Source organism: Achromobacter deleyi (genome assembly GCF_016127315.1).
GTDB classification, from domain to species: domain Bacteria; phylum Pseudomonadota; class Gammaproteobacteria; order Burkholderiales; family Burkholderiaceae_B; genus Achromobacter; species Achromobacter insuavis_A.
Genome location: NZ_CP065997.1, coordinates 929,427 through 955,409, shown reverse-complemented (window position 1 = coordinate 955,409; position 25,983 = coordinate 929,427). Strand labels below are relative to the sequence as shown.

The 25,983-nt window shown below is 69.3% G+C and carries 26 protein-coding genes; 20 read left to right on the top strand and 6 right to left on the bottom strand.

Features of this window, described 5'->3' with window-relative positions; translation table 11 throughout:
- From I6I07_RS04280 to I6I07_RS04260, 5 genes are all read left to right on the top strand, one after another.
- A complete protein-coding gene (locus I6I07_RS04280) occupies window positions 1-858 on the top strand; it encodes an enoyl-CoA hydratase family protein (RefSeq protein ID WP_061072536.1) in 858 nt (285 codons plus the stop codon).
- 2 nt (window positions 859-860) lie between these two features.
- Complete coding sequence (locus I6I07_RS04275; protein WP_198487422.1) at window positions 861-2,030, top strand: acyl-CoA dehydrogenase family protein; 1,170 nt, start codon at window positions 861-863, stop codon at window positions 2,028-2,030.
- Between the two features lie 62 nt (window positions 2,031-2,092).
- A complete protein-coding gene (locus tag I6I07_RS04270; RefSeq protein WP_198485753.1) occupies window positions 2,093-3,733 on the top strand; it encodes an AMP-binding protein in 1,641 nt (546 codons plus the stop codon).
- 20 nt (window positions 3,734-3,753) lie between these two features.
- Window positions 3,754-4,179 carry an acyl-CoA thioesterase gene (locus I6I07_RS04265; protein ID WP_006392716.1) on the top strand — a complete coding sequence of 142 codons (426 nt, stop codon included), beginning with the start codon at window positions 3,754-3,756 and terminating at the stop codon, window positions 4,177-4,179.
- Between the two features lie 52 nt (window positions 4,180-4,231).
- Window positions 4,232-4,636, top strand: coding sequence for a RidA family protein (locus tag I6I07_RS04260; protein ID WP_006388562.1), 405 nt, complete (start codon window positions 4,232-4,234; stop codon window positions 4,634-4,636).
- Between the two features lie 474 nt (window positions 4,637-5,110).
- On the opposite strand, the gene I6I07_RS04255 is transcribed toward I6I07_RS04260, so the two are convergent.
- Complete coding sequence (locus I6I07_RS04255) at window positions 5,111-6,097, bottom strand: AraC family transcriptional regulator (protein WP_198485752.1); 987 nt, start codon at window positions 6,095-6,097, stop codon at window positions 5,111-5,113.
- A gap of 263 nt (window positions 6,098-6,360) precedes the next feature.
- Between I6I07_RS04255 and I6I07_RS04250 the strand changes: the two genes are divergently transcribed.
- From I6I07_RS04250 to I6I07_RS04225, 6 genes are read left to right on the top strand one after another with little or no spacing between them, the layout of a single operon-like run.
- The gene (locus I6I07_RS04250) at window positions 6,361-7,548 is read left to right on the top strand and encodes an ABC transporter substrate-binding protein (RefSeq protein WP_198485751.1); all 1,188 of its coding nucleotides are present in this window, start codon (window positions 6,361-6,363) and stop codon (window positions 7,546-7,548) included.
- A gap of 31 nt (window positions 7,549-7,579) precedes the next feature.
- Entirely contained in the window at window positions 7,580-8,824 is a 1,245-nt protein-coding gene (locus tag I6I07_RS04245; protein ID WP_198485750.1) for a dienelactone hydrolase family protein, read from the top strand.
- Window positions 8,825-8,833: 9 nt separating this feature from the next.
- Window positions 8,834-10,177, top strand: a complete 1,344-nt coding sequence (locus I6I07_RS04240; protein WP_006392720.1) for an aromatic ring-hydroxylating dioxygenase subunit alpha — start codon at window positions 8,834-8,836, stop codon at window positions 10,175-10,177.
- Window positions 10,168-10,701 carry an aromatic-ring-hydroxylating dioxygenase subunit beta gene (locus I6I07_RS04235; RefSeq protein WP_006392721.1) on the top strand — a complete coding sequence of 178 codons (534 nt, stop codon included), beginning with the start codon at window positions 10,168-10,170 and terminating at the stop codon, window positions 10,699-10,701. Before I6I07_RS04240 ends, I6I07_RS04235 begins: the two co-directional genes overlap by 10 nt.
- Window positions 10,698-11,309, top strand: coding sequence for a cysteine hydrolase family protein (locus I6I07_RS04230; protein WP_198485749.1), 612 nt, complete (start codon window positions 10,698-10,700; stop codon window positions 11,307-11,309). Before I6I07_RS04235 ends, I6I07_RS04230 begins: the two co-directional genes overlap by 4 nt.
- Before the next feature lie 13 nt (window positions 11,310-11,322).
- Window positions 11,323-12,129: an SDR family oxidoreductase gene (locus I6I07_RS04225; protein ID WP_198485748.1), complete on the top strand. Its 807-nt coding sequence runs from the start codon at window positions 11,323-11,325 to the stop codon at window positions 12,127-12,129.
- Window positions 12,130-12,160: 31 nt separating this feature from the next.
- Here the strand turns inward: I6I07_RS04225 and I6I07_RS04220 are convergent, their stop codons facing one another.
- Window positions 12,161-13,909: a DUF342 domain-containing protein gene (locus I6I07_RS04220; protein ID WP_198485747.1), complete on the bottom strand. Its 1,749-nt coding sequence runs from the start codon at window positions 13,907-13,909 to the stop codon at window positions 12,161-12,163.
- Window positions 13,910-14,224: 315 nt separating this feature from the next.
- On the opposite strand from I6I07_RS04220, the gene I6I07_RS04215 reads away from it, so the two are divergent.
- Entirely contained in the window at window positions 14,225-14,965 is a 741-nt protein-coding gene (locus I6I07_RS04215) for a lytic transglycosylase domain-containing protein (protein WP_198485746.1), read from the top strand.
- 98 nt (window positions 14,966-15,063) lie between these two features.
- Here I6I07_RS04215 and hemL read toward each other — a convergent pair whose 3' ends face one another.
- Genes hemL through I6I07_RS04200 form a run of 3 tightly spaced genes read right to left on the bottom strand, consistent with a single transcriptional unit; the run spans window position 15,064 to window position 17,818 of the window.
- Window positions 15,064-16,341 carry a glutamate-1-semialdehyde 2,1-aminomutase gene (gene hemL / locus I6I07_RS04210; RefSeq protein ID WP_198485745.1) on the bottom strand — a complete coding sequence of 426 codons (1,278 nt, stop codon included), beginning with the start codon at window positions 16,339-16,341 and terminating at the stop codon, window positions 15,064-15,066.
- Window positions 16,342-16,346: 5 nt separating this feature from the next.
- Window positions 16,347-17,012: a thiamine phosphate synthase gene (gene thiE / locus I6I07_RS04205; protein WP_198485744.1), complete on the bottom strand. Its 666-nt coding sequence runs from the start codon at window positions 17,010-17,012 to the stop codon at window positions 16,347-16,349.
- Window positions 17,009-17,818 (bottom strand): bifunctional hydroxymethylpyrimidine kinase/phosphomethylpyrimidine kinase, encoded by an 810-nt coding sequence (locus I6I07_RS04200; protein ID WP_100509616.1) that lies wholly within the window; start codon window positions 17,816-17,818, stop codon window positions 17,009-17,011. Before I6I07_RS04200 ends, thiE begins: the two co-directional genes overlap by 4 nt.
- 155 nt (window positions 17,819-17,973) lie before the next feature.
- On the opposite strand from I6I07_RS04200, the gene I6I07_RS04195 reads away from it, so the two are divergent.
- The 6 genes from I6I07_RS04195 (at window position 17,974) to I6I07_RS04170 (ending at window position 22,228) form a co-directional block, all read left to right on the top strand.
- Window positions 17,974-18,138, top strand: coding sequence for a rubredoxin (locus tag I6I07_RS04195; protein ID WP_003814980.1), 165 nt, complete (start codon window positions 17,974-17,976; stop codon window positions 18,136-18,138).
- A gap of 61 nt (window positions 18,139-18,199) precedes the next feature.
- Entirely contained in the window at window positions 18,200-18,790 is a 591-nt protein-coding gene (locus I6I07_RS04190; RefSeq protein ID WP_198485743.1) for a YqgE/AlgH family protein, read from the top strand.
- Window positions 18,783-19,184, top strand: coding sequence for a Holliday junction resolvase RuvX (gene ruvX, locus I6I07_RS04185; RefSeq protein ID WP_198485742.1), 402 nt, complete (start codon window positions 18,783-18,785; stop codon window positions 19,182-19,184). The genes I6I07_RS04190 and ruvX overlap by 8 nt, the downstream gene beginning before the upstream one ends.
- A 19-nt stretch (window positions 19,185-19,203) precedes the next feature.
- Window positions 19,204-20,190 (top strand): aspartate carbamoyltransferase, encoded by a 987-nt coding sequence (locus tag I6I07_RS04180; protein ID WP_198485741.1) that lies wholly within the window; start codon window positions 19,204-19,206, stop codon window positions 20,188-20,190.
- A complete protein-coding gene (locus I6I07_RS04175; protein WP_198485740.1) occupies window positions 20,187-21,491 on the top strand; it encodes a dihydroorotase in 1,305 nt (434 codons plus the stop codon). The genes I6I07_RS04180 and I6I07_RS04175 overlap by 4 nt, the downstream gene beginning before the upstream one ends.
- On the top strand, window positions 21,488-22,228 hold the full coding sequence (locus I6I07_RS04170; RefSeq protein WP_006396228.1) for a lysophospholipid acyltransferase family protein: 741 nt from the start codon (window positions 21,488-21,490) through the stop codon (window positions 22,226-22,228). The genes I6I07_RS04175 and I6I07_RS04170 overlap by 4 nt, the downstream gene beginning before the upstream one ends.
- Window positions 22,229-22,971: 743 nt before the next feature.
- Here I6I07_RS04170 and I6I07_RS04165 read toward each other — a convergent pair.
- Complete coding sequence (locus I6I07_RS04165) at window positions 22,972-23,868, bottom strand: LysR family transcriptional regulator (RefSeq protein WP_006392732.1); 897 nt, start codon at window positions 23,866-23,868, stop codon at window positions 22,972-22,974.
- A gap of 166 nt (window positions 23,869-24,034) precedes the next feature.
- Between I6I07_RS04165 and I6I07_RS04160 the strand changes: the two genes are divergently transcribed.
- A complete protein-coding gene (locus I6I07_RS04160) occupies window positions 24,035-24,709 on the top strand; it encodes an RraA family protein (RefSeq protein ID WP_198485739.1) in 675 nt (224 codons plus the stop codon).
- Window positions 24,706-25,923 carry an aminotransferase class I/II-fold pyridoxal phosphate-dependent enzyme gene (locus tag I6I07_RS04155; RefSeq protein WP_198485738.1) on the top strand — a complete coding sequence of 406 codons (1,218 nt, stop codon included), beginning with the start codon at window positions 24,706-24,708 and terminating at the stop codon, window positions 25,921-25,923. Before I6I07_RS04160 ends, I6I07_RS04155 begins: the two co-directional genes overlap by 4 nt.
- Window positions 25,924-25,983 lie beyond the last annotated feature (60 nt).

Here is a 25,983-nt window from a genome sequence, read left to right as displayed (position 1 = left end):
ATGAGCACGCAGCCCGAAGAGCACACCATGAAGCACCACAAGCGCCCCTTGGCCGGTTACCAGGCGCGCACGTTCCTGTGGCAGGTGTCGGCCGACGGCAAGGTCGCGACCATCACGCTCAACCGCCCCGAGCGCAAGAACCCGCTGACCTTCGATTCCTACGCCGAGCTGCGCGACCTGTTCCGCGCGCTGGTGTACGCGACCGACATCAAGGTGGTGGTGGTGGCGGGCGCCGGCGGCAACTTCTGCTCGGGCGGCGACGTGCATGAAATCATCGGGCCGCTGACCAAAATGAGCATGCCCGAACTGCTGGATTTCACCCGCATGACGGGCGATCTGGTCAAGGCCATGCGCGCCTGCCCGCAGCCCATCGTGGCGGCGGTGGACGGCGTCTGCGCCGGCGCCGGCGCGATGGTGGCGCTGGCCTCCGACATGCGCCTGGGCACGCCGGCCGCGCGCACCGCCTTCCTGTTCACGCGGGTGGGCCTGGCGGGCGCCGACATGGGCGCCTGCACGCTGCTGCCGCGCATGATCGGCCAGGGCCGCGCCTCCGAACTGCTGTACACCGGCCGCGCCATGACGGCCGAGGAAGGCGCCAGCTGGGGCTTCTTCAACGCGCTGCACGAGTCCGGCGCGCTGATGGAGGCCGCCGCCAAGCTGGCCGCGCAACTGGCCGCGGGCCCGACCTTCGCCCACGGCGTGACCAAGAAGCTGCTGCACCAGGAATGGAACATGGGCGTGGACGAGGCCATCGAGGCCGAAGCCGAGGCCCAGGCCATCTGCATGCAGACGCGCGATTTCCACCGCGCCTACGAGGCGTTCGTCGCCAAGCAAAAACCCGTCTTCGAGGGGAACTGATGATGTGTGACGCAAGCTGGCTCGACTGGCCCTTTTTCGACGACGCCCACCGCAAGCTGGCGCACGAGGTCGACGGCTGGTGCGAAGGCGCCCTGGCCGACGTCGACCACCACGACGCCGACACGGCCTGCCGCAAGCTGGTCAAGGCCATGGGCCAGGCCGGCTGGCTGCGCTACGCGGTCGCCGGCGGCCCCGGCGGCGCCTGGGGCGGCGCATTGCCCGAGGTCGACTCGCGTTCGGTCTGCATCCTGCGCGAGACCCTTGCGCGGCACGAAGGCCTGGCGGACTTCGCCTTCGCCATGCAGGGCCTGGGCAGTGGCGCGATCTCGCTGATGGGCTCGGACGCGCTGCGCCAGCGCTACCTGCCGCGCGTGGCCAGCGGCGAGGCGATCGCCGCGTTCGCGCTGTCGGAGCCGGACGCCGGCTCGGACGTGGCGGCGCTGGCCTGCGAGGCCCGGCTGGACGGCGATCATTACGTGCTCAACGGCGCCAAGACCTGGATTTCCAACGGCGGCATCGCCGACTTCTATTGCGTGTTCGCCCGCACCGGCGAGGCGCCGGGCGCGCGCGGCATCAGCGCCTTCGTGGTGGATGCCGACACCCCGGGCTTCGAGGTGGCCGAGCGCATCGATCTGATCGCGCCGCATCCGCTGGCCACCATCACCTTCGACAACTGCCGCATCCCGGTGTCGCAGCGGCTGGGCGAGGCGGGGCAGGGCTTCAAGCTGGCCATGATGACGCTGGACATCTTCCGCGCCTCGGTGGCCGCGGCCGCGCTGGGCTTTGCCCGCCGCGCGCTGGACGAAGGCCTGGCGCGCGCCAAGTCGCGCCGCATGTTCGGCCAGACGCTGGCCGACCTGCAACTGACACAGGCCGCGCTGGGCGACATGGCCACGGCCATCGACGCCTCGGCGCTGCTGACCTACCGCGCCGCGTGGATGCGCGACGTGCTGAAACAACGCACCACGCGCGAAGCGGCCATGGCCAAGATGACGGCCACCGAATCGGCGCAGAGCGTGATCGACCGCGCGCTGCAGATGTTCGGCGGCGCGGGCGTGGTGTCGGGGATGCCGGTGGAGAAGCTTTACAGGGAAATCAGAGCGCTGCGTATCTACGAAGGCGCCACCGAAGTGCAGAAGTTGATCATCGCCCGCGAACTGCTGAAAGCCTGAAGAAGCCATCGAGCTTCCGCTTTCGGCACAGTCAACCACACCGCAGCAGCAAGGGGAATTCCATGGAAGTATCCGCCCACATCGACACCTTCACCCGGGACAATCTGCCCCCGGGCGAACAATGGCCAGAATTCCTGCTGGACGGCCCCGACGTGGCCTATCCCAAGCGCTTCAATTGCGCGGTGGAACTGGTGGACGCGATGGTCGAGCGCGGCCATGGCGAGCGCGTCGCGCTGCGCTGGGCGCAGGACGGCAAGCCGGCCGTCATGACCTACCGCGAACTGGCCGCGCTGACCAATCGCGTGGCGCGCGTGCTGGTCGAGGACATGAAACTGGTGCCGGGCAACCGCCTGCTGCTGCGCGGTCCCAACAATCCGATGATGGCCGCCTCGTGGCTGGCCGCCATCAAGGCCGGCCTGGTGACGGTGCCGACCATGCCGCTGCTGCGCGCCAAGGAACTCAAGCAGATCATCGACAAGGCGCAGATCCAGGCGGTGCTGTGCGACGTGCGCCTGAAGGACGAGGCGCGGTTCTGCGCCCAGCCGGATCACGAGCATCATTGCCCGGGCCTGGCGCAGATCATGTATTTCAATGACACCGCGCCCGATGCGCTGGACGCGCTGGCCGCGGGCAAGCCGGACGACTTCACCGCCTGCGACACCGCGGCCGACGACGTCTGCCTGATCGCCTTCACCAGCGGCACCACCGGCGCGCCCAAGGGCTGCATGCACTTTCATCGCGACGTGCTGGCGATGTGCGACCTGTTCCCCAAGCACGTCATCAAGCCAGGCCCGGACGATATCTTCTGCGGCACGCCGCCGCTGGCGTTCACGTTCGGCCTGGGCGGCCTGCTGTGCTTCCCCCTGCGGGTCGGCGCCAGCACCGTGCTGGCCGAGCGCCTGACGCCGGAAAGCCTGTTGCAGCTGATCCAGGACTTCCGCGCCACCATCGTCTTCACGGCGCCCACGTTCTATCGCCAGATGGCGACGCTGGTGGGCAAGTTCGATCTGTCTTCGCTCAGGAAGAGCGTGTCGGCCGGCGAGGCGCTGCCCGACGCGACGCGCCAGCTGTGGAAGGAAGCCAGCGGCATCGAGATGATCGACGGCATCGGCGGCACGGAGATGATCCACGTGTTCGTCTCCAGCCCGCCCGAGTCGGTGCGCCGTGGCGCCATCGGCCGCGTGGTGCCGGGTTATATCGCGCAGATCGTCGATGACGACATGAATCCGGTGCCCAATGGCACGGTGGGCCGTTTGGCCATCAAGGGCCCGACGGGCTGCCGCTACCTGGCCGACGAGCGCCAGCTGCGTTTCGTGCAGAAGGGCTGGAACCTGCCCGGCGACACGTTCATGCAGGACGACGACGGCTATCTGTTCTACCAGGCGCGCAATGACGACATGATCGTCTCGGCCGGGTACAACATCGCCGGCCCGGAGGTCGAGGACGCGCTGCTGCGCCACGAGGCCGTGGCCGAGTGCGGTGTGGTCGGCGCGCCCGATGACGAGCGCGGCCAGCTGGTCAAGGCCTTCGTGGTGCTCAAGCCGGGCTTCGAGCCGAGCGAGGCGCTGGTGGCCGCGATGCAGCAGTTCGTCAAGGCCAACATCGCACCCTACAAGTATCCCCGCGCCATCGAGTTCGTCGCCGCGCTGCCGCGCACCGAGACGGGCAAGCTGCAGCGTTTCGCGCTGCGCAAGATGGCCTGATTCTGCATCAAGGAAATTCCATGGCAGCTCCATTCGTCAGCCAGGTTGAAGTCCGCTTCCGTCATTGCGACCCGGCGGGCATCGTTTTCTATCCTCGCTATTTCGAGATGATCAATGACTTCGTCGAGGAGTGGTTCGACAAGGGCATGGGGTTGCCATTCCACGCGCTGCACGTGGATCGCCACATCGGCACGCCGATGGCGTCGGTGACGTGCGACTTCAGCGCGCCGAGCCGTTGGCACGAGAAGCTGCGGCAGACGCTGCAGGTGCAGCGCATCGGCGGCGCGTCGTTCAAGGCGCTGGTGCGGTTCGAGGGCCCGGACGGGCAGTTGCGCCTGTCGGCGACGCTGACGATCGTGACGGTGGATCTGCGCACGATGAAGTCGATGCCGCTGCCGGCGGATCTGCGTGAACGTATGCAGGATTATCTGGTCGCCGCCGAATGAGTTCGGCGGGGGTCACCCTGGTGTTTGTTTTTTGAAAATAGGATGAGACGTTATGAAGATTCTGCAACCGCCGGATTGGATGGCGCCGAGGGGCTATTCGAATGGGATCCTGACCGAGATGACGGTGGGGAGCAAGCTGGTGTTCGTGGGCGGGCAGGTGGGCTGGAACGGGCAGCAGCAGTTCGAGTCGGATGACCTGGCCGACCAGGTGCGGCAGACGTTGGCCAATATCGTGGCGATTCTCGCCGAGGGCGGGGCCAGGCCGGAGCATATCGTTCGGATGACGTGGTATGTGACGGACAAGGATGCCTATGTGGCGGCTTATCCGGAGATCGGGAAGCATTACCGGGAGTTGATCGGGAGGCATTTTCCGGCGATGACGGCGGTGGAGGTGGCGGATCTGGTGGAGGATCGGGCCAAGGTGGAGATTGAAGTTACGGCGGTTGTGCCGGCTTGATGGTGGGCCGGCCTTGACGTGTTGATGCGCGTCGAGGTGGGTTCTTGAGCCGCGGGTGAGGGGGCAGGCGGGGGGATGGCGGGGCTACGATTGCGGTCCGGAGCCTTCGCTCCGGACTGCCCCTTCGTCATCCTCGTCCGCCTTCGGCTCCCTTCGTATTCCCTCGGGCGCAATCTACACGCCCCGCCATCCCCCCGCCTGCCCCCTCACCCGCTCACGATCACAATTAATGGCGGGTGCTGGGGCGATTTGGGTTCTTGGCGTTTTGATGGTCGGCAACGGGGGTTCAGAGCGATTTGCGGGGCCCGCTTCAAGGCGGCCGCGCGGGCGGCCTTTTGAAGCTTACGTGGCGTCTTGCGGGGGCGGATGACGCTGCGCGCTTGCGGGGTGATTTATCACGTATGTAGTGGTTCAACTACGTTAGTGATTCCGTGCCTGTGGCTGCGGGGTTGGCGCATGGCGCCAGGTGGCTGGCTATTTGCCGGCTTGGAAGGTTTCGCGGGGGAGTTCGCCGAAGCGGTCGCGGTAATACTCGGAGAAGCGGCCCAGGTGGCTGATGCCTACGGAGACGGCGACCTCGGTCACGCTTTCGCAGGCGCCTTGCTGCAGCTTTTCGCGGGCGGCGTCCAGGCGCAGGACGCGTAGCGCCTGCATGGGGGTGGTCTCGCGGTGTTGTTGGAACAGGCGGGTGAGGGCGCTGGGGCTGGCGCCGGCGCCGCGGGCGATGTCGGTGAGGGTCAGGGGGGCCGACAGGTGGGTGCGCATGTAGGCTTCGGCCTGGGCGACGCGGCGCGGCAGGGCGGGGGCCAGGCCGGCGTGGCGTTGCCAGGTGTTGGGCTGGTTGTAGAGCAGGTGCAGGACGAGCGTGTCTTCCAGGTGCGCCAGCCAGGCGGCGGGCGGTCTCGGCGCGCCGTCGTCCAGGGTGGGGAGCAGGTGGATCAGGCTGGTCATCATGCTGCGCCAGGCGGCGCCGACGGGGGTGTCCAGGCGTAGCGCGGGGCTGAAGTCCAGGGGGCGGGCGGCGGCGTCGCCGAAGATGCGGTGGCCGATGGCTTCGAGCTTGCCGCGCGGGATCTTCAGCAGCAGTTGCTCGCAGCCAGCTTCCCAGTGCAGTTTCAGGGCGCGGTTGGGGGCAATGACGGCGGCGCAGTCGGGGTGGGCGTCGACGCAGTCGGTGCCGCATTCGATGCGGGCGCGGCCGCGCAGCGGCACCTGTACCAGCATGAAGTCCTGCAGGCGGTCGGGTTCGATGTGGACTTCGGCGCCGTAGCGCAGCGTACAGACGCTCAGGGTGCCGAAGCGGGCGCGGTTCAGCTCGGCGTCGACGCGGCCGCCCTTCCAGGTCAGGCGATGGTCCTTGAGCGCTTCGGAGACGCGCTCGCGGGTTTCGGCCGGCTGGGTGGAACTGAAGACGCGTCGTTTGAGCAATGGCGCCAGCTCGATGCGGGACCAGCCGTGCATGGATGCCTCCGGGACGGGAACGCTCCCGTATCGCCGTCGAGCGTAATGCAATCGTCAAGCGTTGGGAATTAAGTGAATCCCGGATAGGCGTGAGCCGATTCGGATAGAGCCGCGCGCCCGGCCGCCCTAAGCTGGGGGTTGTTGGAAGGCGGCGCCGTGGCGCGTAAGCTGGCAGTTTTCATCGGTGGCTGGGTGTACCGACGGCAGACGGATTCTGTCAGCATCGCGCCGGCGGCGCCGGCGGACACGAAACGGGGTGGCTCATGAATGGAAAGCGATGGGGCCGGCGCGCGCTGGCGACGCTGGTTTCGGTGGCCTGTATGACGGCCGCGGCCGGCGCATCGGCCGCGGACAAGATCAAGGTCGGCCTCTTGACCACGCTGTCGGGCCCGGGCGCGGCGCTGGGCAACGAGATCCGCGACGGCTTCAATCTCGCGCTGCAGCATACCGGCGGCACGCTGGGCGGGCTGCCGGCCGAGGTGGTGGTGGCCGATGACCAGCAGAAGGCCGATGCTGGACGCCAGGCGGTCGAGCGGCTGCTCAAGCGCGACAAGGTCGACGTCATGACGGGCATCGTGTTTTCCAACGTGCTGCTGCCGGTGATGCCGGCCATCCTGCAGTCGGGCACGATCTACCTGAGCACCAATACCGGCCCCGAAAACTATGCCGGCGCCGGCTGCAATCCGAATTTCTTCGCGGTCGCCTGGCAGAACGAGGACATCCCCGCGGCCATGGGCAAGTACGCCGCCGACCAGGGCTTCAAGCGGGTGGCGCTGATCGCGCCGGACTATCCGGGCGGACGCGAATCGCTCAACGGCTTCAAGCGCCTGTACAAGGGCGGGCTGTCGGAAGAGATCTACACCCAGCTGGGCCAGCTCGACTATGGCGTCGAGATCACGCGGCTGCGGGCCAGCAAGCCGGACGCCGTGTTCTTCTTCCTGCCCGGCGGCATGGGCGTGAACTTCATCAAGCAGTTCAACGGCGCCGGCCTGGGCAAGGAGATCGCGCTGCTGGCGCCGGGCTTTTCGGGCGACGAGGACACCATCGCCGCGGTGGGCGCGCCGATCGAGGGCCTGCATAACTCGTCGCAATGGGCCGCCGACCTGGACAACGCCGCCAATCGCAAGTTCGTCGAGGACTTCAAGAAGACCTACAACCGCACCCCCACGCTGTACGCCTCGCAGGGCTACGACGCCGCCATGCTGCTGGACAGCGCGGTCAGGCAGACCGGCGGCAAGCTGGGCGCCGACGCGCTGCGTCCGGCCCTGCGCCGCGCCGATTTCAAGTCGGTGCGTGGCGACTTCACCTTCAATCGCAACCAGTACCCGATCCAGAACTACTACCTGCGCACCATCGTCAAGGGCGCGGACGGCAAGCTGGCCAACAAGCTGTCGGGCACGGTGCTGACGCAGTACCACGACCCTTTCGCCGCCGCCTGCCAGATGAAGTAGGCAGGGCGACGCACGCATCAAGGAGAGACGCATGACCGCAACCATCACGACGCGCGAGGTGACCATCGCCTCGCACGACGGCAAATCATTCAGCGCCTACCTGGCCGTGCCCGCCTCGGGCCACGGGCCCGGACTGGTGCTGTGCCAGGAAATCTTCGGCATCAACGACTTCATGCGCCGCACCGCGCAGTCGCTGGCCGAGGAAGGCTATGTGGTGCTGGCGCCGGACCTGTTCTGGCGCCAGCAGCCCGGCATCCAGCTGACCGACGGCCCGGCCGACATGCCGCGCGCCTTCGAGCTGTACCAGCGCTTCGACGTCGAGCAGGGCGTCAAGGACATCGCCTCGACCCTGGCCGCGCTGCGCGCGCTGCCCGAGCAGCAGGGCGGCGCCGGCGTGCTGGGCTATTGCCTGGGCGGCAAGCTGGCCTACCTGGCCGCCTGCCGCACGGATGCCGACGTGGCCATCGGCTACTACGGCGTGGGCATCGAGGACAGCCTGGAAGAGGCCGCCAACCTGCGCGGCCGGCTGGTGCTGCACATCGCCGAGCAGGACGGCTTCTGTCCGCCGCCGGCGCGCCAGCGCATCCTGGAAGCGCTGGGGGGCAAGGCCAACGTCGAGCTGTACGTCTATCCCGGCATGGACCATGCCTTCGCCCGCACCGGCGGCGCGCACTACGACAAGCCGTCGGCGCTGATGGCGCACCAGCGCAGCATGGCCGCGCTGCAACGCGTGATCGGCCCGCAGTTCGATTATTCGACCCTGTGGGACAAGCACTGCGAATACGAATTCGGCACCCGCGACGTGGCCGCGACCATGGCCACCATGGTGGCCGAGCCCTACGTCAACCACATTCCCACCATGACGGGCGGGGTCGGCTTCCGCGAGCTGTCGCGCTTCTACCAGCACCACTTCGTCAACAGCAACCCGCCCGACACGAAGCTGGTGCCGCTGTCGCGCACCGTGGGCGCGACGCAGATCGTCGACGAGCTGCTGTTCTGCTTCACCCACACCACCGAGATCGACTGGCTGCTGCCTGGCGTCGCGCCGACCGGCAAGTACGTCGAGATTCCGCTGGTGGCCATCGTCAAGTTCCGCGGCGACAAGCTCTGCCACGAACACATCTATTGGGACCAGGCCAGCGTGCTGGTGCAGATTGGCGCGCTCGACCCCAAGGGCCTGCCGGTGGCCGGCCGCGAGACCGCGCAGAAGCTGCTGGACGAGACCCTGCCTTCCAACACCCTGATGGCGCGCTGGAAAGACAGCGAGAACAAGTAGGAGACCGCCATGCCGTATAGCGATCAACAATTGGGCCAGATGGTGCGCGGCGACAGCGTGCACCGCGCCCTGTACACCGACCCGGCGATCTTCGAGCTGGAGATGCAGCGTATCTACGGCCGCGCCTGGGTCTACGTCGGCCACGAAAGCCAGGTGCCCAAGACGGGCGACTATCACACCACGCGCCTGGGCGACCAGGACGTGCTGATGGTGCGCGCCAGCGACGGCCGCGTGCACGTGCTGTACAACCGCTGCCCGCACAAGGGCGCCAAGGTGGTGGCGGACGGCGACGGCTGTGTCGGCAAGTTCTTCCGTTGCCCGTACCACGCCTGGACCTTCAAGCTCGACGGCAGCCATCTCGGCGTGCCGCTCAAGCAGGGGCTGGAGGGCACCTCCTACGATCCGACCGATCCCAGCTTCTCGATGCGGCGCCTGCCGCGCGTGGAAAGCTATCGCGGCTTTGTCTTCGCCAGCCAGGCCCGCGACGGCCAGGGCCTGGAGGAATTCCTGGGCGGCGTGCGTTCGTCGATCGACAACCTGTGCGACCGCTCGCCGGTGGGCGAGGTCGAGGTGGCCGGCGGCATCTTCCGCGTGATGCAGCGTTCCAACTGGAAGGTGTTCTACGAGAACCTGCACGACACCATGCATGCCCGCGTGACGCACGAGTCGTCCTTTGCCGCCGCGCGCGACGAGGCCAAGGAAATCGGCGAGATGCCGTTCGAGCTGCACATCATGGACGGCAACGGCGAGCCCTACGAGTTCTGGGAAAAGCTGGAGCTGCGCGCCTACGACAACGGCCACGGCTACATGGAAGGCATCTTCAACCCGGGCGCGGCCGAACGCGATCCGGTGTCGCGCGCCCATTTCGAGGCGCTGACCACGGCCTACGGCGCCGACCGCGCCCGCGAGATCCTCGGCATGAACCGCCACAACACCGTCATCTACGGCAGCGGCTCGCCCCACACCGTGTTCCAGCAGTTCCGCGTGATCCGCCCGATCGCCGTCGACCGCACCCTGATCGAGATCCAGACGTTCCGCTGCAAGGGCGCGCCGGACGGCGTGTTCAAGCGCGCCATGCTGTACGCCAACGTGATCAATTCGCCGTCGTCCAACGTCATGCCGGACGACATCGAGCTCTACAACCGCTGCCAGGAAGGCAACGCCACCCGCGGCGGCGAATGGGTCAGCATGCACCGCTACCACGGCACCGACCGCAGCGATGCCGACGGCATGGTGTCGGTCAACGGCACCAGCGAGCTGCCGATGCGCAACCAGTTCCGCGCCTGGAAGCACTACATGGAGGCCGGCCCCGTGGCGCCCGCCCACGGCCAAGGAGAAGGCGCATGCTGCTAGACCTGGAATTCGACGTATCCACCGCCAACCTGGCGCCGGCCGACGTGCCGGCCGAGGCCTATCACCGCATCGCCCAGTTCCTGTACCGCGAGGCGCGGCTGCTGGACGAGCGCCGCTACGACGACTGGCAGTCGCTGTGGACCGACGACGGCATGTACTGGATGCCGCGCGAGCCGGGCCAGGCCAGCCCCTACGACCATATCTCGCTGTTCTGGGAAGACCGCATGCTGCGCGACGTGCGCATCCGCCGGCTGGAACACCCGCGCAACTGGTCGCAGCAGCCGCCCACGCGCAGCGTGCGGCTGGTGGGCGGGGTGCAGGTCGAGGGCGTGGACGCCAGCGGCAACCTGGTGGTGCACTCGGCGTTCCAGATGACCGAATGGCGCAAGCGCCAGCCGCGCCAGCTGGCCGGCCGCTACACCCACAAGCTGGCGGCCGACGGCGACGGCTGGCGCATCCGCATGAAGCGCGTGGACCTGGTGAACTGCGACGACGCCCACGACGTGTTCGAGGTGTTCGTGTGAGCGCGCCCGACGCCGCGGTGCTGGCGCTGCACTACCAGAACGACGTGCTGCATCCCGACGGCAAGATCCGCGTCGGGCTGGATGCCGACGGCGCGGTGCGCCAGCGCGTGCTGCACGGCGCGGCGGCGCTGCTCGACGGCGCCCGCGGCCACGGCCTGCCGATCGTGCACGTGCGCATCGCCTTCCGCCCGGACTACGCCGACCTGCTGCCCAACTGCGACATCTTCCGCAACGTCGCCAGCATCGGCGCCGTGGCCGAGGGGCAGTGGGGCAGCGCCTTCTACGAGGGCCTGCAGCCGCTGGCGGGCAGCCCGCGCGAATTCGTGGTCAAGCACACCCGCATCAGCGCCTTCTACGGCACGCCGCTGGAAGAGACGCTGCGGCTGCTCGGGGCGCGCCGGCTGGTGGTGGCAGGCGTGGCGACGCATTCGGTGGTCGAGGGCACGGTGCGGCACGCCGCCGATATCGGGTTCAATGTCATGGTGGCCGAAGACGCCTGCGCGTCGGCGGACCCGGCGGTGCACGATGCGTCGCTGGCCAGCATGCGGCTGATCGCGCAGACCGGTTCGGTGGCGCAGGCCATGCACTGGGCCGCCGCGCCTCATTGATCAAGGACAGTTCATGGATTTCTCAGGCTTTCCCGGCTTGGCCGGCAAGACCGCCATCGTCACCGGCAGCACCCAGGGGCTGGGCGCCGATATCGCGCGCGGCCTGGCCGCGGCTGGCGCCAACGTGGTGCTGGTGGGGCGCAATGCCGCGGCCGGCCAGGCGTTGGCGGGCGAGATCGGCGAGCGGGCGCTGTTCCACGAAACCGACATCGGCCAGGACGACCAGATCCGCCACTGCCTGAACGCCGCGGTGGCGCGCTTCGGGCGGGTCGATATCCTGGTGAACAACGCCTGCCAGTACAACGACCGCGGCCTGGCTTCGAGCCGCGCGGAGTGGCACGCCACGCTCGACACCAACCTGGTGTCGGCCGCGATCTTCACGCAGATGGCGGCGCCGCTGTTGCCGCGCGGCGGGGTGGTGGTCAACCTGGGCAGCACCGGCGGCAAATTCGGCGCGGCCGGACGCGCGCTGTATCCGGCCTCCAAGGCCGCCTTGCTGCAGATCACCAAGAACTTCGCGGTGGAGCTGGCGCCGGCCGGCATCCGCGTGCTGGCGGTGTCGCCGGCCTGGACCTGGTCGCCGTCGGTCGAACAGCTGGCGGGCGGCTCGCGCGAGGCCGCCGACGCGGTGGGGGCGCATTTCCATCCGCTGGGCCGGGTCGGCTCGGGCGAGGAGATCGCCGCGGCGGTGTGCTTCGCCTGCTCGGACGCGGCGTCGTGGATGACCGGTGTGGATATCCCGGTGGATGGCGGCTTCTCGATCCTGGGACCGGACCGGGGCATTTCACCGCGCGCGTGGTTCAAGCAGCTGGCGCCTTGAGCGGGCGGTAGCCCCAGCCGCCGGGCAAACGTCAGCGGATGACGATCTCGCCTTCTTCCAGGCCGGCCTTGCCGCCCACCTGGTCTTCCAGGAACTCCTGCATCCGGTTGCCCACCTGGATCTTGGCGCCGCCGCAGAAGCGCCGCGCCGCGATGATGGTGGCGGTATGCAGCGGCTGCAGGTCGCGGATCAGCTGGGCCTCTTCCTCGTCCAGCTCGATCAGGTCGCGGCCCAGCTTGGTGTGGGTGTTGCGGGCGCGCTCGACCACGTCGCCGGCGGCCCGGCCGGGGTTGGCGTGCAGGAACAGCAGCAGCTGTTCGAGCTTGGCCTTTTCCTCGTTCATCTTCAGGCGCTTGCGCGTCAGCGCCGAGCGCTTGATGTCGGCATGCGGATCCAGCCCGGCCTGCACCAGCGTCGGCACGCCGGCCGGCGAGCCGATGGTGCCGGCGCGCACCGATTGCAGGGCGCGGGTCTGGCCGCCGGTGATGGCGGTCTGCTGGGTGTTGGGCGCGCCGACGTTGACGCTGCCGCCCGCCGCGATGCTGCTCTGGCGGATCTCGCGTTCCACTTCCACGTTCTGGCCAGCGCTGATGATGGCGTTGGCGATGAAGCGGGCGCGCACTTCGCCGCCACAGACGATGTGGGCGGTGCGCGCGGCGGCGTTGTTGGCCGATTCGCTGGTGCCTTCCTGCATCGCCTCGGCCATGCCGATGATGCCGCCCTTGACCGTGACGTTGCCGCCGGCCTCGACCAGCGCGGCTTCCATGGTGCCGTTGACGACCACGTCGCCGGTCACGCGCACTTCCATGGTGGCGCTGATGTCGCCGCGCACCTGCAGCGAGCCCTGGAAGTTGATGTTGCCGGTGGACAGGTCGACCGCGTCGACCTCGACCACCGGATTGACCTGCGCGCCCTGGTGGATCAGCTTGGGCGAACCGGCGATGGCGGCGCGCAGCAGGTTGGGGTCTTCCGGGTCGATCTCGACGCCGGACATCTCGGCGTTGAACGGCGTGTCCGGCAGCTCATCCGGCAGCACCGGCTGGCCCAGCACGTTGCAGCCGTCGATGCCGGGCAGCGGCGGGATGCGGCGCATCAGCGGCATGCCGGGCGTCACCAGCAGCAGGCTGCCCAGGTCGCGGTAGTCGATCTGCGCCAGTTCGTCGATTTCCTGGGCGCGCGGCTTCAGGCGGTCCAGCAGGCTTTCGAAACGGGTGGGGGTGCCGCGCGTGGGCGGCGTGCCCTGCGCGATCAGCACGGTCTGCGCGCCGCCGCGCTCGAGGGCCTCGGCCAGTTCCTTTTCCAGCACGCCGTGGACGATGCCCTGGTCGGCGATGGCCTGGCGCAGCACGGGCAGGGTCACCGGCTTGCCGCCCTTGGGCGGATGCAGGGTGACCAACGCCGACATGCAGGCGGCATCCACTTCCAGGTCGAACGAGCCGTCGATCAGCTTGCCCACCGGCACCTGGACGGGTTCGGTGGCCTGGCGGCACAGGTCGATGAAGGCGATGACCGCGTGGTTGTCCAGCGCCTCGGTCGACCAGCCCTGGGCGGTGGCCATGGCGGCGAGGATGTCCCAGCTGGGCAGGTCGGCGGCCGGCACGGCCGGCGCGGCGTCGGCGGTTTCGGTGTCCGGGGCGGCGGCCTCCTGGCCGGGGGCGCCGTCGGCCGCAGCGTCGACCGGGGAGGCATCGGTCTGCGGCGCTGGTGGCGGCGAGTAAATCGCCGTCAGGACGTTGGTAGTGGCATCCAGCACCAGCTGGAGCGTGTTGTCTGCGCCCATCTCCGCCTCCCGCCCGGCGGTTGGCGCCGGGTTCCATTCATTTAGTAATTAAACGAAATATTGCGACATATGTTAACCCAGGAACCTCGAGCTACTGCGTAGTAGTACCGGCAGGATGGAGATAAAAGATGTAGATCAGACCCTTATTACAGTGACACATTTGCCCAGGCCACGCGGGCGGCAGTGGCCCAGGGGCGCCCATGGCGTCCGGCAGGACCGGGTACTAGGGCATCGGCACGAGCGACAAAGCCGGCGCGCCGGCTCAGCATAGGCGTTCGATTCCCCGTCCCTGGACGCCGCCGGAGCGCCTTCCCCATGTTCCGACTCTTTCCCATTCCGCCCGCACGGCCACGCGCCGGGCGGACGTTCCTGGCCGGCCTGGCGGTGGCGGCGATGCTGGCCGCCGGCGCGCTGCTGCCCACCGACGCCGCGCGGGCCACCGAGGTCTACCGTTACAAAGACCCGTTCGGCGTCTGGCGCGCCATGAAGGTGCCCAACGGCTACGCCAAGTACTACAAGCGCGCCCAGGTCCGCACCGCGTTGCGCGGCTCGCGCCTCAAGGTCTGCCTGGATTGCGAGCCGCGCGCGGGTGACGGCGCCAGCCTGCTGACCCTGGGCGACCGCGTCGCGCGCTGGGGCGCGGCGCCGCCGTCCACCGCGCATGACGAACTGATCGCGCAGGCGGCCAAGGACTCAGGGGTGGACCGGGCCCTGCTGACCGCGGTCATCGCGGTGGAGTCGGGGTTCCGCAGCGACGCGCGCTCGCCCAAGGGGGCGCTCGGCCTGATGCAGCTGATGCCGGCGACGGCGGCGACCCTGCTGGTCGCGGACGACATCGAGCGGGCGCTGGTGGACCCGGCCACCAACGTCAAGGCGGGGTCGAGCCTGCTGCGCCGCCTGATCGACCAGTACCCCAACCGCCTGGACCTGGCGCTGGCCGCCTACAACGCGGGCGAGGGCGCGGTGCGCAAGTACGACGCGGTGCCGCCCTATGCCGAGACCCAGCAGTACGTGCGCAACGTCACGGCGCTGTACCAGCAATACAAAACACCCTAGGGGCAGACGCAAAAACGCCCTGGAAGCCGCTGTCGGGCCGCCAGGGCGTGTTGGCGCGGGCGACGGGGCAGTGGCCTTGCGGCCGCCCCGCGCGGCGCTCAGATCGTCGCGAAGACTTTCTCGGCGATATCCAGCGTGGCCTGGATGACGGCGTCGTCGTGGGTGGCCGAGACGAAGCCGGCTTCGAAGGCCGACGGCGCGAAATGCACGCCGTGGTCCAGCATGGCGTGGAAGAAGCGGTTGAAGCGCGCCGTGTCGCAGGCCGAGACCTCGGCGAACGTGGCCGGCACCTTGTCGCTGAAGTAAAGGCCGAACATGCCGCCGACCGAGTCGGCCGCGAACGGCAGGCCGGCGGCGCGGGCGCGTTCCTGCAGGCCCTGCGCCAGCTTGGCGGTCTGCGCCGCCAGCTTGTCGTAGAAGCCGGGGGCGGCGATCAGGCGCAGCGTGGCCAGGCCGGCGGCCACGGCCACCGGATTGCCCGACAGCGTGCCCGCCTGGTAGACGCCGCCCAGCGGCGCGATGTGCTTCATGATCTCGGCGCTGCCGCCGAAGGCGCCCACCGGCATGCCGCCGCCGATCACCTTGGCCAGCGTCGTCAGGTCGGGCTTGACGCCCGACAGGCCCTGCACGCCCTGCGGGCCAACGCGGAAACCGGTCATGACTTCGTCGAAGATCAGCAGCGCGCCGTGCTGCGTGCAGACCTCGCGCAGCCCTTCCAGGAAGCCGGCGGCCGGCTTGATCAGGTTCATGTTGCCGGCGATCGGCTCGACGATGATGCAGGCGATGTCGGCGCCGTGCTGGGCGAAGGCCTCGCGCACCGCGTCCAGGTTGTTGTATTCCAGGGTCAGCGTGTGCGAGACGAACTCGGGCGGCACGCCGGCCGAACTGGGGTTGCCGAAGGTCAGCAGGCCCGAGCCGGCCTTGACCAGCAGGCTGTCGGAGTGGCCGTGGTAGCAGCCCTCGAACTTGACGATCTTGTTGCGGCCGGTGGCGCCGCGCGCCAGGCGGATGGCCGTCATGGTGGCCTCGGTGCCGGAGCTGACCAGGCGCACCTGTTCCAGCGACGGCAGGCGCGCGATCAGCGTTTCGGCCAGTTCGATCTCGGCCTCGGTGGGGGCGCCGAACGACAGGCCGTTGACGGCCGCTTCCTGCACCGCGCGCACCACTTCGGGATGCGAGTGGCCCAGGATGGCCGGGCCCCAGGAGCCGACGTAGTCGATGTACTGCTTGTCTTCGGCGTCCCAGACGTACGGGCCCTGCGCGCGCTTGATGAAGCGCGGCGTGCCGCCCACGGAGCGGAAGGCGCGCACGGGCGAGTTGACGCCGCCGGGGATGCTGCGGCTGGCACGTTCGAAGAGCTGGGCGTTACGGGACATGGCGGTCAGGGCTTCAGGTTGCGGTTGATGGAGTAGGGCGCGGCGCAGGCCGCGGCGGCGGCGCGGATCGCGGGCGCCTCGAACAGGCCGGTGATGACGGCGACCGAATCGGCGCCGGCGGCGGCCACCAGCGCCACGTTCTCGGGCGTGATGCCGCCGATGGCGACCACGGCGGGGCGCGGCGCATCGCGTTCCTCGACCAGCGCGCGGGCCTCGGTCAGCACCGACAGCGGCGCGCGCACGGTGTCGGGCTTGACGCGCGAGGGGAACATGGCGCCGAAGGCGATGTAGTCGGCGCCGGCGTCCAGCAGCTCGCGGGCGCGGGCCAGGTCGTCGTAGCTGGAACCGCCCAGGATCAGGTCGGGGCCGGCCTCGGCGCGGATGCGGGCCAGGCTGTCGTCGTCGCGGCCGACGTGGGCGCCGTCGGCGCCGACCTCGAGCGCCAGGCGCCAGTCGTCATTGATGAGGAACACCACGCCCAGTTCGCGGCACAGCGGCGCCAGGGCGCGCGCCTGCTCGGCGCGCACGGCGTCGGGCACGTCCTTGCGGCGCAGCTGCAGCGCGCGCATGCCGCCCTCGGCGGCCTGGCGCACCGCGCGCACCAGGCGCTCGGTATCGTCCCATTCGGGGGTCACGCCGTACAGGCCGGCGGGGAATCGCAAGGCTTTCATTGCGGCTGGATCCGGTTGGGGATGCGCCGGCCCATGCCCGGCAGGAAACTGGCGGCGACCGCCGCGTCGGCGTGGGCCAGGCCCTGGCGCACGGCCTCGGGCATCTCCAGTCCGCGCGCCAGCAGGGCGGTGATGGCGGTGGCGGCCAGGCCGCCGGCGTCGCCGTTGCGGTCCGGGGGCGCCTGCCAGGGCAGGGTGGTGGTCTGGCCGTTGGGGCCCAGCAGCACGTTGGCGTGGTGGCCGGGCCGCTGCGGGCTGCCCAGCACCAGCACCCATTCAGCGCCGGCGGCCACCAGGGCGTGCATCGGCGACGGTGCGTCCCCGATATCGATGTCGCCGTCGGCGTGCCATTGCGCCAGCCGCAGGTGCTCGACGATCAGCAGATCGGTCTGTGGCAGCACCAGTTCGAGGATGGCCGCCAGCAGGTCGTCGGCGTCGTCCTCGTCGGCGGCGTCGGCCGGCACCTGGGCGCGCTGGCCCAGGTGCAGCACCAGCGGCACCTGGCTGTAATCCGCCGCAACCTGCGCGGCGACGCTTGCCGTTTCGGCGGTGTATAGTCCGCCCACCTTGATCGCCTGTACGGACATGTCCTCGAGCAGGCAGCGCGCCTGGTCGTCCAGCAGGTCGGGTGAAACGGGATGGATTTCTTCGATGCCGGCGGTATCCTGCACGGTCAGCGCCGTGACGGCCGCCAAGCCATGACAGCCCAGGCGGGCGCAGGTCACGGCGTCCGCGGGCAAACCGTCGGCGCCCGAGGGATCGAGCGGACCGAAGACCAAAACGAGAGGGGGAGTAACGGGGGCCACGTGGACAGCGCTAGAGTAAGGGTGCCCGGACTCATTTGCGGAGAATCAGGGGAACCCCTATTGGGTTTCGGTAAGATTGTCCCCATTCTAATGGATGCCTCCCGCCTTTGCCCCGTTGCGGGGACGACGGCAGGGAATTGATGTAAGAGAGAACTATGCGTACTTGGATGTGTCTGATTTGTGGCTGGGTCTACGACGAAGAGGCTGGCCTGCCCGACGAAGGCATCGCGCCCGGCACCCGCTGGGAAGATGTGCCGCCGAACTGGGTCTGTCCTGAATGCGGCGCCCGCAAAGAGGACTTCGAACTGATGGAAATCTGACGCGCAGCGCCGACGTCTTCCGCCAAGGCGGTTCGATCTGACTACCCAAGAGGGGGTTGCCATGACGGAAAAACACCACGAAGAGGCCAATACGCAGCAGGCCGCCAACTTCGCCAACCAGTTCCTGATCGCCATGCCGGGCATGGTCGAGGGCAGCCTGGCCGGCTCGGTCATCTATGTCTGCGAACACAGCGAGCGCGGCGCGTTGGGCCTGGTCATCAACCGGCCCACCGACCTGACCCTGGGCACGCTGTTCGAGCGCATCGACCTGACGCTCGAGATCGGCCCCGTCAAGGACACGCTGGTGTTCTTCGGCGGTCCGGTGCAGACCGACCGCGGTTTCGTGCTGCACGCGCCCGCGGGCGACTACAGCTCCAGCATCAAGCTCGGCGCCATGGCCCTGACCACCTCGCGCGACGTGCTGCAAGCGGTGGCGGACGGCAACGGGCCCGCCCGCATGCTGGTCACGCTGGGCTACGCCGGCTGGGGCGCCGGCCAGCTCGAAAGCGAAATGGGCCAGAACGCCTGGCTGTCGGTCGGCGCCGACGACCACATCATCTTCGACGTGCCGCCCGAGGATCGCTACCCCGCGGCGCTCAAGCTGCTGGGCATCGATCCTGTGATGCTGGCCGGCGACGCGGGCCATGCCTGAAGAGACCCTGCTGGCATTCGATTTCGGCGAGAAGAAAATCGGCGTGGCCATCGGCAATACGCTGACCGGCCATGCGCGGCCGCTGGAGATCATCTTCAGCGAGGTGCGCGATGCGCGCTTCGCGCGCATCGAGGCGCTGCTGCGGGAATGGCAGCCGCATCGCGTGGTGGTCGGCCTGGCGCTCGACGCCGACGGCGGCGAGCAGCCCGCCACGGCGCGCTGCCGCCGCTTCGCCAACCAGCTGCACGGCCGCTTCGGCATCGCGGTGGAGCTGGTCGACGAGCGCGGTTCCAGCATGGAGGCCCAGCGCCTGCTGGGCACGCACGCGGCCGACGACGCGATGGCGGCCGCCGTTATCCTGCAACGCTACCTGGACAAGCCGCCGGCGCCCTGACGCCGACGCCGGCCCGGCCATGCTCAATCCGCAACTCGACCGCCGGGGCGAACTGCTGCATCTGCTGACGACGGAAGGGCTGCCGCGACGCCATGTCGAACGGCTGTTGGACACGGCGACCAAGTTCGCCGCCGACGGCACGCCTGCCCTCGCCGACGCCGACCTGCCCATGTTCCTGAGCCTGCCCGCCGGCGATGCCGGCCTGCGCCAGGACTTCGAGGCCGCCGCCGCGCGCCTGGGCCTGCGGCCCGTGGCGCTGCAGGCCAATGGCCCGGGCGCCGACGCCGGGGTGGACCGCGGCCACGGCGTGGGCGCCGGCGATCTTGCCGCCGCCCACGCCGCGCTGTCTCCCGCCGCGGTCGCCGCCGGCCTGCCGGCCGGCATCCTGGTGCTGCGGCATCCGGCCAGCGGCGCCGCCGTCAGCGCGGCCGGCGCCCGCGCGCCGGGCCTGCGCATCCTCAACGCCGGCGACGGCGCGCACGCCGATCCGCTGCCGGCGCTGGCCCGCGTGCAGGCGATGCTGCAGGCCAGGCACGACCTGACCAACCTGGCCGTGGCGCTGGTGGGCGATATCCGCCACAGCGCCGTGGCCCGCAGCCTGATTCACGCCATGACCACCCTGGGCGTGCCCGAAGTGCGCGCCGCCGCGCCGCGCACCCTGTTGCCCGACGGCCTGCCGCAGCTGGGCGTGCGGGCCTGCGCCACGCTGCACGAATGCCTGGCCGAGGCCGACGTCGTGATCGTGCTGCCCCTGCGCGCCGAGCGCATGAGCGGCGCGCTGCTGCCGTCGGCGCGCGAATACGCCGCCAGCCATGGCCTGACGCCGGCCCGCCTGGCGCTGGCCCGGCCCGATGCCCTGCTGCTGCCCGCCGCCGCGCTGACGCCGGGCATCGAGGTCGATGGCGACGTCGCCGCCGGCCTGGGCGACATCGAGGCCGGCCTGGCCCGGTCCGAACGTCATTTGCGCCTGGCCGCCCTGAGCGTGCTGACGGGAGTCGCCGCATGAGGCTGCACATCGCCAATGGCCGCCTGATCGACCCGGCCCACGATCTCGACGGCCAGCAGGACCTGTTCATCGCCGACGGCCGCGTGGCGGCGGTCGGCCAGGCGCCCGACGGCTTCCAGGCCGACCGCCGCATCGACGCCGCCGGCCTGGCCGTCCTGCCGGGCTTGGTGGACCTGTCGGCGCGCGTGCTGCGCCAGGACGCCGGCGCGGCGGCCGAGGCCCGCCTGTCCGCCGCCGAGTTGCGCGCCGCGCTAGCGGGCGGCGTGACCACGCTGGCCCTGCCGCCGGACGCCGCCACGCCGCTGGACGAACCGGCCAAGATCGAGGCGCTGCTGCGCGAGGCGCCGGCCGGGCACGGCCGGGTGCTGCCGCTTGGCGCGCTGACGGTCGGCCTGCGCGGCGAGACGCTGGCCGAAATGGGCCTGCTGGCGCAGGCCGGCTGCGTGGCGTTCTCGCAGGGCGAGTCCGGCATCGTCGACACCCGGGTGCTGTGGGGCGCCATGGGCCATGCCGCCGGGCAGGGCCTGGCGCTGTGGCTGCGGCCGCAGGATCCCTGGCTGGCGCAGGGCGCGGTGGTCTCCGCCGGCGCCTATGCCGACCGCCTGGGCCTGGAAGGCCTGCCGCCGCAAGCCGAGGCGCTGGCCCTGCAGACGATTTTCGAGTTGCAGCGCGCCACCGGCGCCCGCGTGCACCTGTCGCGCCTGTCCACCGCTCGCGGCCTGGAACTGCTGCGCGCCGCGCGCCGCGAAGGGCTGCCGGTCAGCGCCGACGTCTCGGCCAACAGCCTGCACCTGACGGACGTGGACATCGGTTATTTCAATACGGATTTCCACCTGCGCCCACCGCTGCACGGCCAGCGCGATCGCGACGCGATCCAGGCGGCGCTGCGCGAGGGGCTGGTGGACGCCCTGTGTTCGGACCATGCGGTGGTGGACGATGCCGGCAAGTCCGTCCCGTTCCCGCACTCGCAGCCCGGCGCCACGGGCCTGGAATTGCTGCTGTCGCTGGCGCTGAAATGGGCCCGCGACGCCCGTCTGCCGCTGCCGCAGGCGCTGGCCCGGGTGACGTCGGGGCCGGCGGCGGTGCTGCGCGGCCTGTCGCCGGCATTGGCGGGCCTGGGGCAACTGGGCGCGGGGGCGCCGGCCGACCTGTGCCTGGTGGACCTGGAGGCCGAATGGCTGGTGACGCCCGGCGCGCTGCAAAGCCACAGCCGCCATACGCCGTTCGCGGGTATGATGCTGCCCGGTCGTGTCCGCGCCACCCTGGTGAGTGGCCGCCCGGCCTGGGAGACCCCTGTTTGAAGCTGCTGCGCTTTGTCCTTCGCCTGATGCTGGTGGTGCCGTTGATTGTCTTCGGCCTGCTGTGCGTGGGCCTGGTGTATCCGCTGCTGCGCCCGAAGTCGCGGGCCTGGCTGAACCGTACCTGGTCGCGCTGCCTGATGGCTGCCTGTGGCCTGCGGGTCGTCTTCAAGGGCGAGCCGCGCATGACGGGTCCGGTGCTGCTGGTGGCGAACCACGTGTCGTGGATCGATATCTTCGTGCTGAATTCGGCGCGCGCGACGTCGTTCGTGGCCAAGAGCGAGATCCGCAGCTGGCCGGTGATCGGCTGGCTGGTGGCGGGCGCGGGCACGCTGTTCATCGAACGCGGGCAGCGCCACGCGGTGCACGCGATGGGCGAGTCGATGCAGGCGCGCTTCAAGCAGGGCGACGCGGTGGGCCTGTTCCCGGAAGGCACGACGAGCGAAGGTTTCACCCTGCGCCCGTTCCACGCAAGCCTGTTCGAGCCGGCCCGCTCGGCCGCGGTCGAAATCCAGCCGGTGGCCCTGCGCTTCCTGCAACACGGCGAACGCAGCGGTTTCGCGGCGTTCGTTGGCGAGGAAACGCTGGTGGCGAATCTCTGGCGTGTGATGGGGACGACGGGGCTGTCGGTGGAAGTGCTGTTCTTGCCGGTATTGGCGACGACGCATGCGGATGGGACGTTGCCGACGCGGTTGGAACTGTCGCATCAGGCTCGGGATGCGATTCAGGCGGTGCTTTGAGGGTGCTGCTTTGTGGGCTTGAACGTTCGGTTCTAGGTCTTTCTTTTTGGCGTCGTAGATTTTCGTAGGTCGCCCCTCGGTCGGGCGGACCCGATGGCGGGCGCCCACGATTGCAGTCCGGAGCGTTCGCTCCGGACTGCCCCTGCCTCATCCTCGTTGCCGCCTGGCGGCGGCTGCCTTCGGATTCCGTCGGGCGCATCGAGGTTGCCCGCCATCGGGTCCGCCCGACCGAGGGGCTACGTGATGGTGCCGCACGTCGTGGGGGAGGGGCGGTGGTGGTCGGCGCGGCGGAAAGCGTATTGCGCGTGGCGAGCCGCTCGCGCCGACCACAAACAGTCGAGGTGCCGACAGGCTTTCAATCGCAAGCGGTTCCGTCGTTGCCACACGCGAGAGCGTCATCGGGCAGACGCAAGACACCGCGTAAGCCCCAAACGGCCGCCCGCGCGGCCTTTTGGGGCGGGCCCCGCAAATCTCTCCCCCAGCCCTGACGTTGCACCAACACGCCAAGCACACAGCTCGCCCCAAAGCCCGTAGCTAAGTCTCATCGCGAGCGCGTGGTGGGGGCGGTGGGGGATGGCGGGGCGTGTAGATGCGCCCGACGGAATCTGAAGGAACAGCCGAAGGCTGTGACGAAGATGAGGAAGGGGCAGTCCGGAGCGAACGCTCCGGACCGCAATCGTAGCCCCGCCATCCCCCACCGACCCCACCACGCGCGCCTTAAGAACCAACTTCACCCCCCGTTTCTAATGCCGCCCATTAGAAGAAAAATCACAACAACTCCGCGCCAACTCCGCAACACTCTCACAAAAAGCATCATCAGCCCCCTTCCGGTACATCGCGCAATACACCGACTGCGGCGCCGCCGTGCTGGTCCGCGCGATCACCAGCTGCCTCGCGCTCACCATCTCCGCGAAATAATCCCGCGGCAGGCAACTCACCCCGAAGCCGGCCGCCGTCAGGCCCGCCATCGCGATCAGGCTGTTGATGGTGAACATGTTGCTGGCCGGCGTATGCGGCTTGAGCCAGCCGTCGTAGATCATGTTCAGGCCCGACTCCCGGCTCTGGCGCAATAGCGGCAGGGTGGCGATGTCCGCCGGCGTGTAGACGCGGCTCGGGTCGATCATGTCGGGGCTGCCCATCCAGGCGAACTCCAGGCGCTGCAGCGCCACCACCTCCAGGCCCGGCTCGGCGAACTCGCCATGCAGGAACGCCATGTCCAGCTGGCCCGCCTGCAGGCGCTTCTGCAGGTCCGCGCCCAGGTCGATGTGCGGCTCCAGCGTGATGCGCGGATAGTGCGCGCGCAGCAGGCGGATCAGGGCCGGCAGCCAGGTCATCGCGGTGATCTCGGTGATGCCGAAACGGAACGTGCCGGTCAGGGTGTGCTGGCCCTTCAGGCGCACCAGCAGGCGGTCGCGGTGGCCCAGCATTTCCTCGGCCAGGGCATAGACCTCGTGGCCGCGCGCGGTCAGTTCGGCGCGGTGGCCGGAGCGGTCGAACAGGGCCACGTCGAAGTCCGCTTCCAGTTCCTGGATGCGTTTGGTGATGGCCGACTGGGTGGTGTGCAGCTTTTGCGCCGAGGCCGAGAACGTGCCCAGGCGCACGGTCCAGTAAAGCGCCTCGATCTGCTTGAAAGTCAGCATCGGGCGCTCCCGAGGAAAGTCTGATTCATTCCAAAATTTCCGCTAAGTGATAACCCTTATATTCCTAAAAGGGATGGATTTCGTGGAAATTTAATCCCTTTTTCGGATCGCCGAAAGCGCCGACCATGCGGTCTGACTCATTCGTTTCAGGACTACGCAGACCGCCATGGCCACCCTCATCACCGGCACGCGCATATTGCCGGCCGCACCCGTTGCCCCCGATTCCATCCTGCAGGCGCTGGCCGGCATCGTCACCCCGCATCTCAGCGACAACCTGGCGCGCCGCGAAGGCATCGCCGGGCTGCATCGCTACAACCGCGCCGGCAAGCTGGTCGGCACCGCGCTCACCGTCAAGACCCGTCCCGGCGACAATCTGATGATCTACAAGGCCATGATGCAGGTGCAGCCTGGCCACGTGCTGGTGGTGGACGCCGGCGGCGACCTGTCCAACGCGGTGCTGGGCGAGATCATGAAGCGCTACCTGCAGGCGCACGGCTGCGTCGGCGTGGTGGTGGACGGCGCCATCCGCGACGTCGGCGCGTTCGAGGCCGACGCGTTTCCCTGCTATGCGCGCGGCCATATCCATCGCGGCCCGTACAAGGACGGTCCGGGCGAGGTCAACGTGCCGGTGTCCATCGGCGGCCAGGTGATCCATCCGGGCGACATCGTGGTGGGCGACGAGGACGGCCTGGTGAGCTTCGCGGCCGACGAGGCGCCGGCGCTGATCGCCGCGGCGCACGCGCATGCCGACAAGGAAGCGCGCATCATGGCCGAGATCGACGGCGGCGATCGCACGCAGAGCTGGATGCAGGCGGCATTCGCCGCCAAGGGATTGGCATGAGCGGCGCCGACACCTTGTTGCTGGCGGCGCGCGCCCGCGCCATCAAGCCCTCGCCCAGCATGGCGGCCAAGACTCGCGTCGACCAGCTGCGCGCGCAGGGGCGCGACATCATCGACTTCACCGTGGGCGAGCCCGATCTGCCGACGCCGACGCACATCGTGCAGGCCGGCATCGACGCGCTCAACAGCGGCGACATCCGCTACACCGCGTCGGCCGGCGCGCGGCCGCTGCTGGAAGCGGTGCGCGCCAAGTTCCAGCGCGAGAACGGGCTGGACTACGGGCTCGACGAACTGATCGTCGGCGTGGGCGCCAAGCAACTGCTCCACACAGCGCTGGCCGCCACCGTGCAGGCCGGCGACGAGGTCATCATTCCCGCGCCGTACTGGGTGTCGTATCCGGACATGGTGCTGGTCAACGATGGCACGCCGGTGGTGGTGGCATGCCCGGAGGCCGACGGCTTCAAGCTCACGCCCGAGGCGCTGGAACGCGCCATCACGCCGCGCACCCGGTGGCTGGTGCTGAACACGCCGTCCAATCCCACCGGCGCCATGTACAGCGCGCAGGAATTGGGCGCGTTGGCGCAGGTGCTGGCGCGGCATCCCCAGGTCTGGCTGATGACCGACGAAATCTACGAGCACCTGGCCTATGGCGACGAGCGCCACGCCTCGCCGGCGGCCGTCGCGCCGGAACTGGCCGGCCGCACGCTGACGATCAACGGCGTCTCCAAGGCCTACGCGATGACCGGCTGGCGCCTGGGCTACGCCGGCGGCCCCAGGGCGCTGATCAAGGCCATGGCCACGCTGATCTCGCAAAGCACCAGCTGCGTCAGCGCCATCAGCCAGGCCGCCGCGCGGGTCGCGTTGAGCGCCGACCAGGCCTGCGTCGGCGAGGCGGCCGCCGTGTTCCACGCGCGCCGCGACCGCATCGTGGCGCTGCTGGACGCGGTGCCGGGCATCCGCTGCCCGCGGCCGCAGGGCGCGTTCTATGTCTATCCCAACGTCGCAGGCCTGCTGGGACGGCGCACGCCGGCGGGCAGTCTGCTGCAGACCGACCTGGACGTGGTCATGTTCCTGCTGGACGAGGCCGGCGTGGCGGTGCTGGACGGCGCGGCTTATGGCCTGTCGCCCTACCTGCGCCTGAGCTTCGCGACTTCGATGGACAACATCGAGGAAGGCGGCCGCCGCATCGCCGAGGCCTGCGGCCGGCTGGCTTGAATCCGGCGGCCCCGCGCAGGGGCCGCCATCGTTGGCAGTACCCATACCTATATTTCAAGG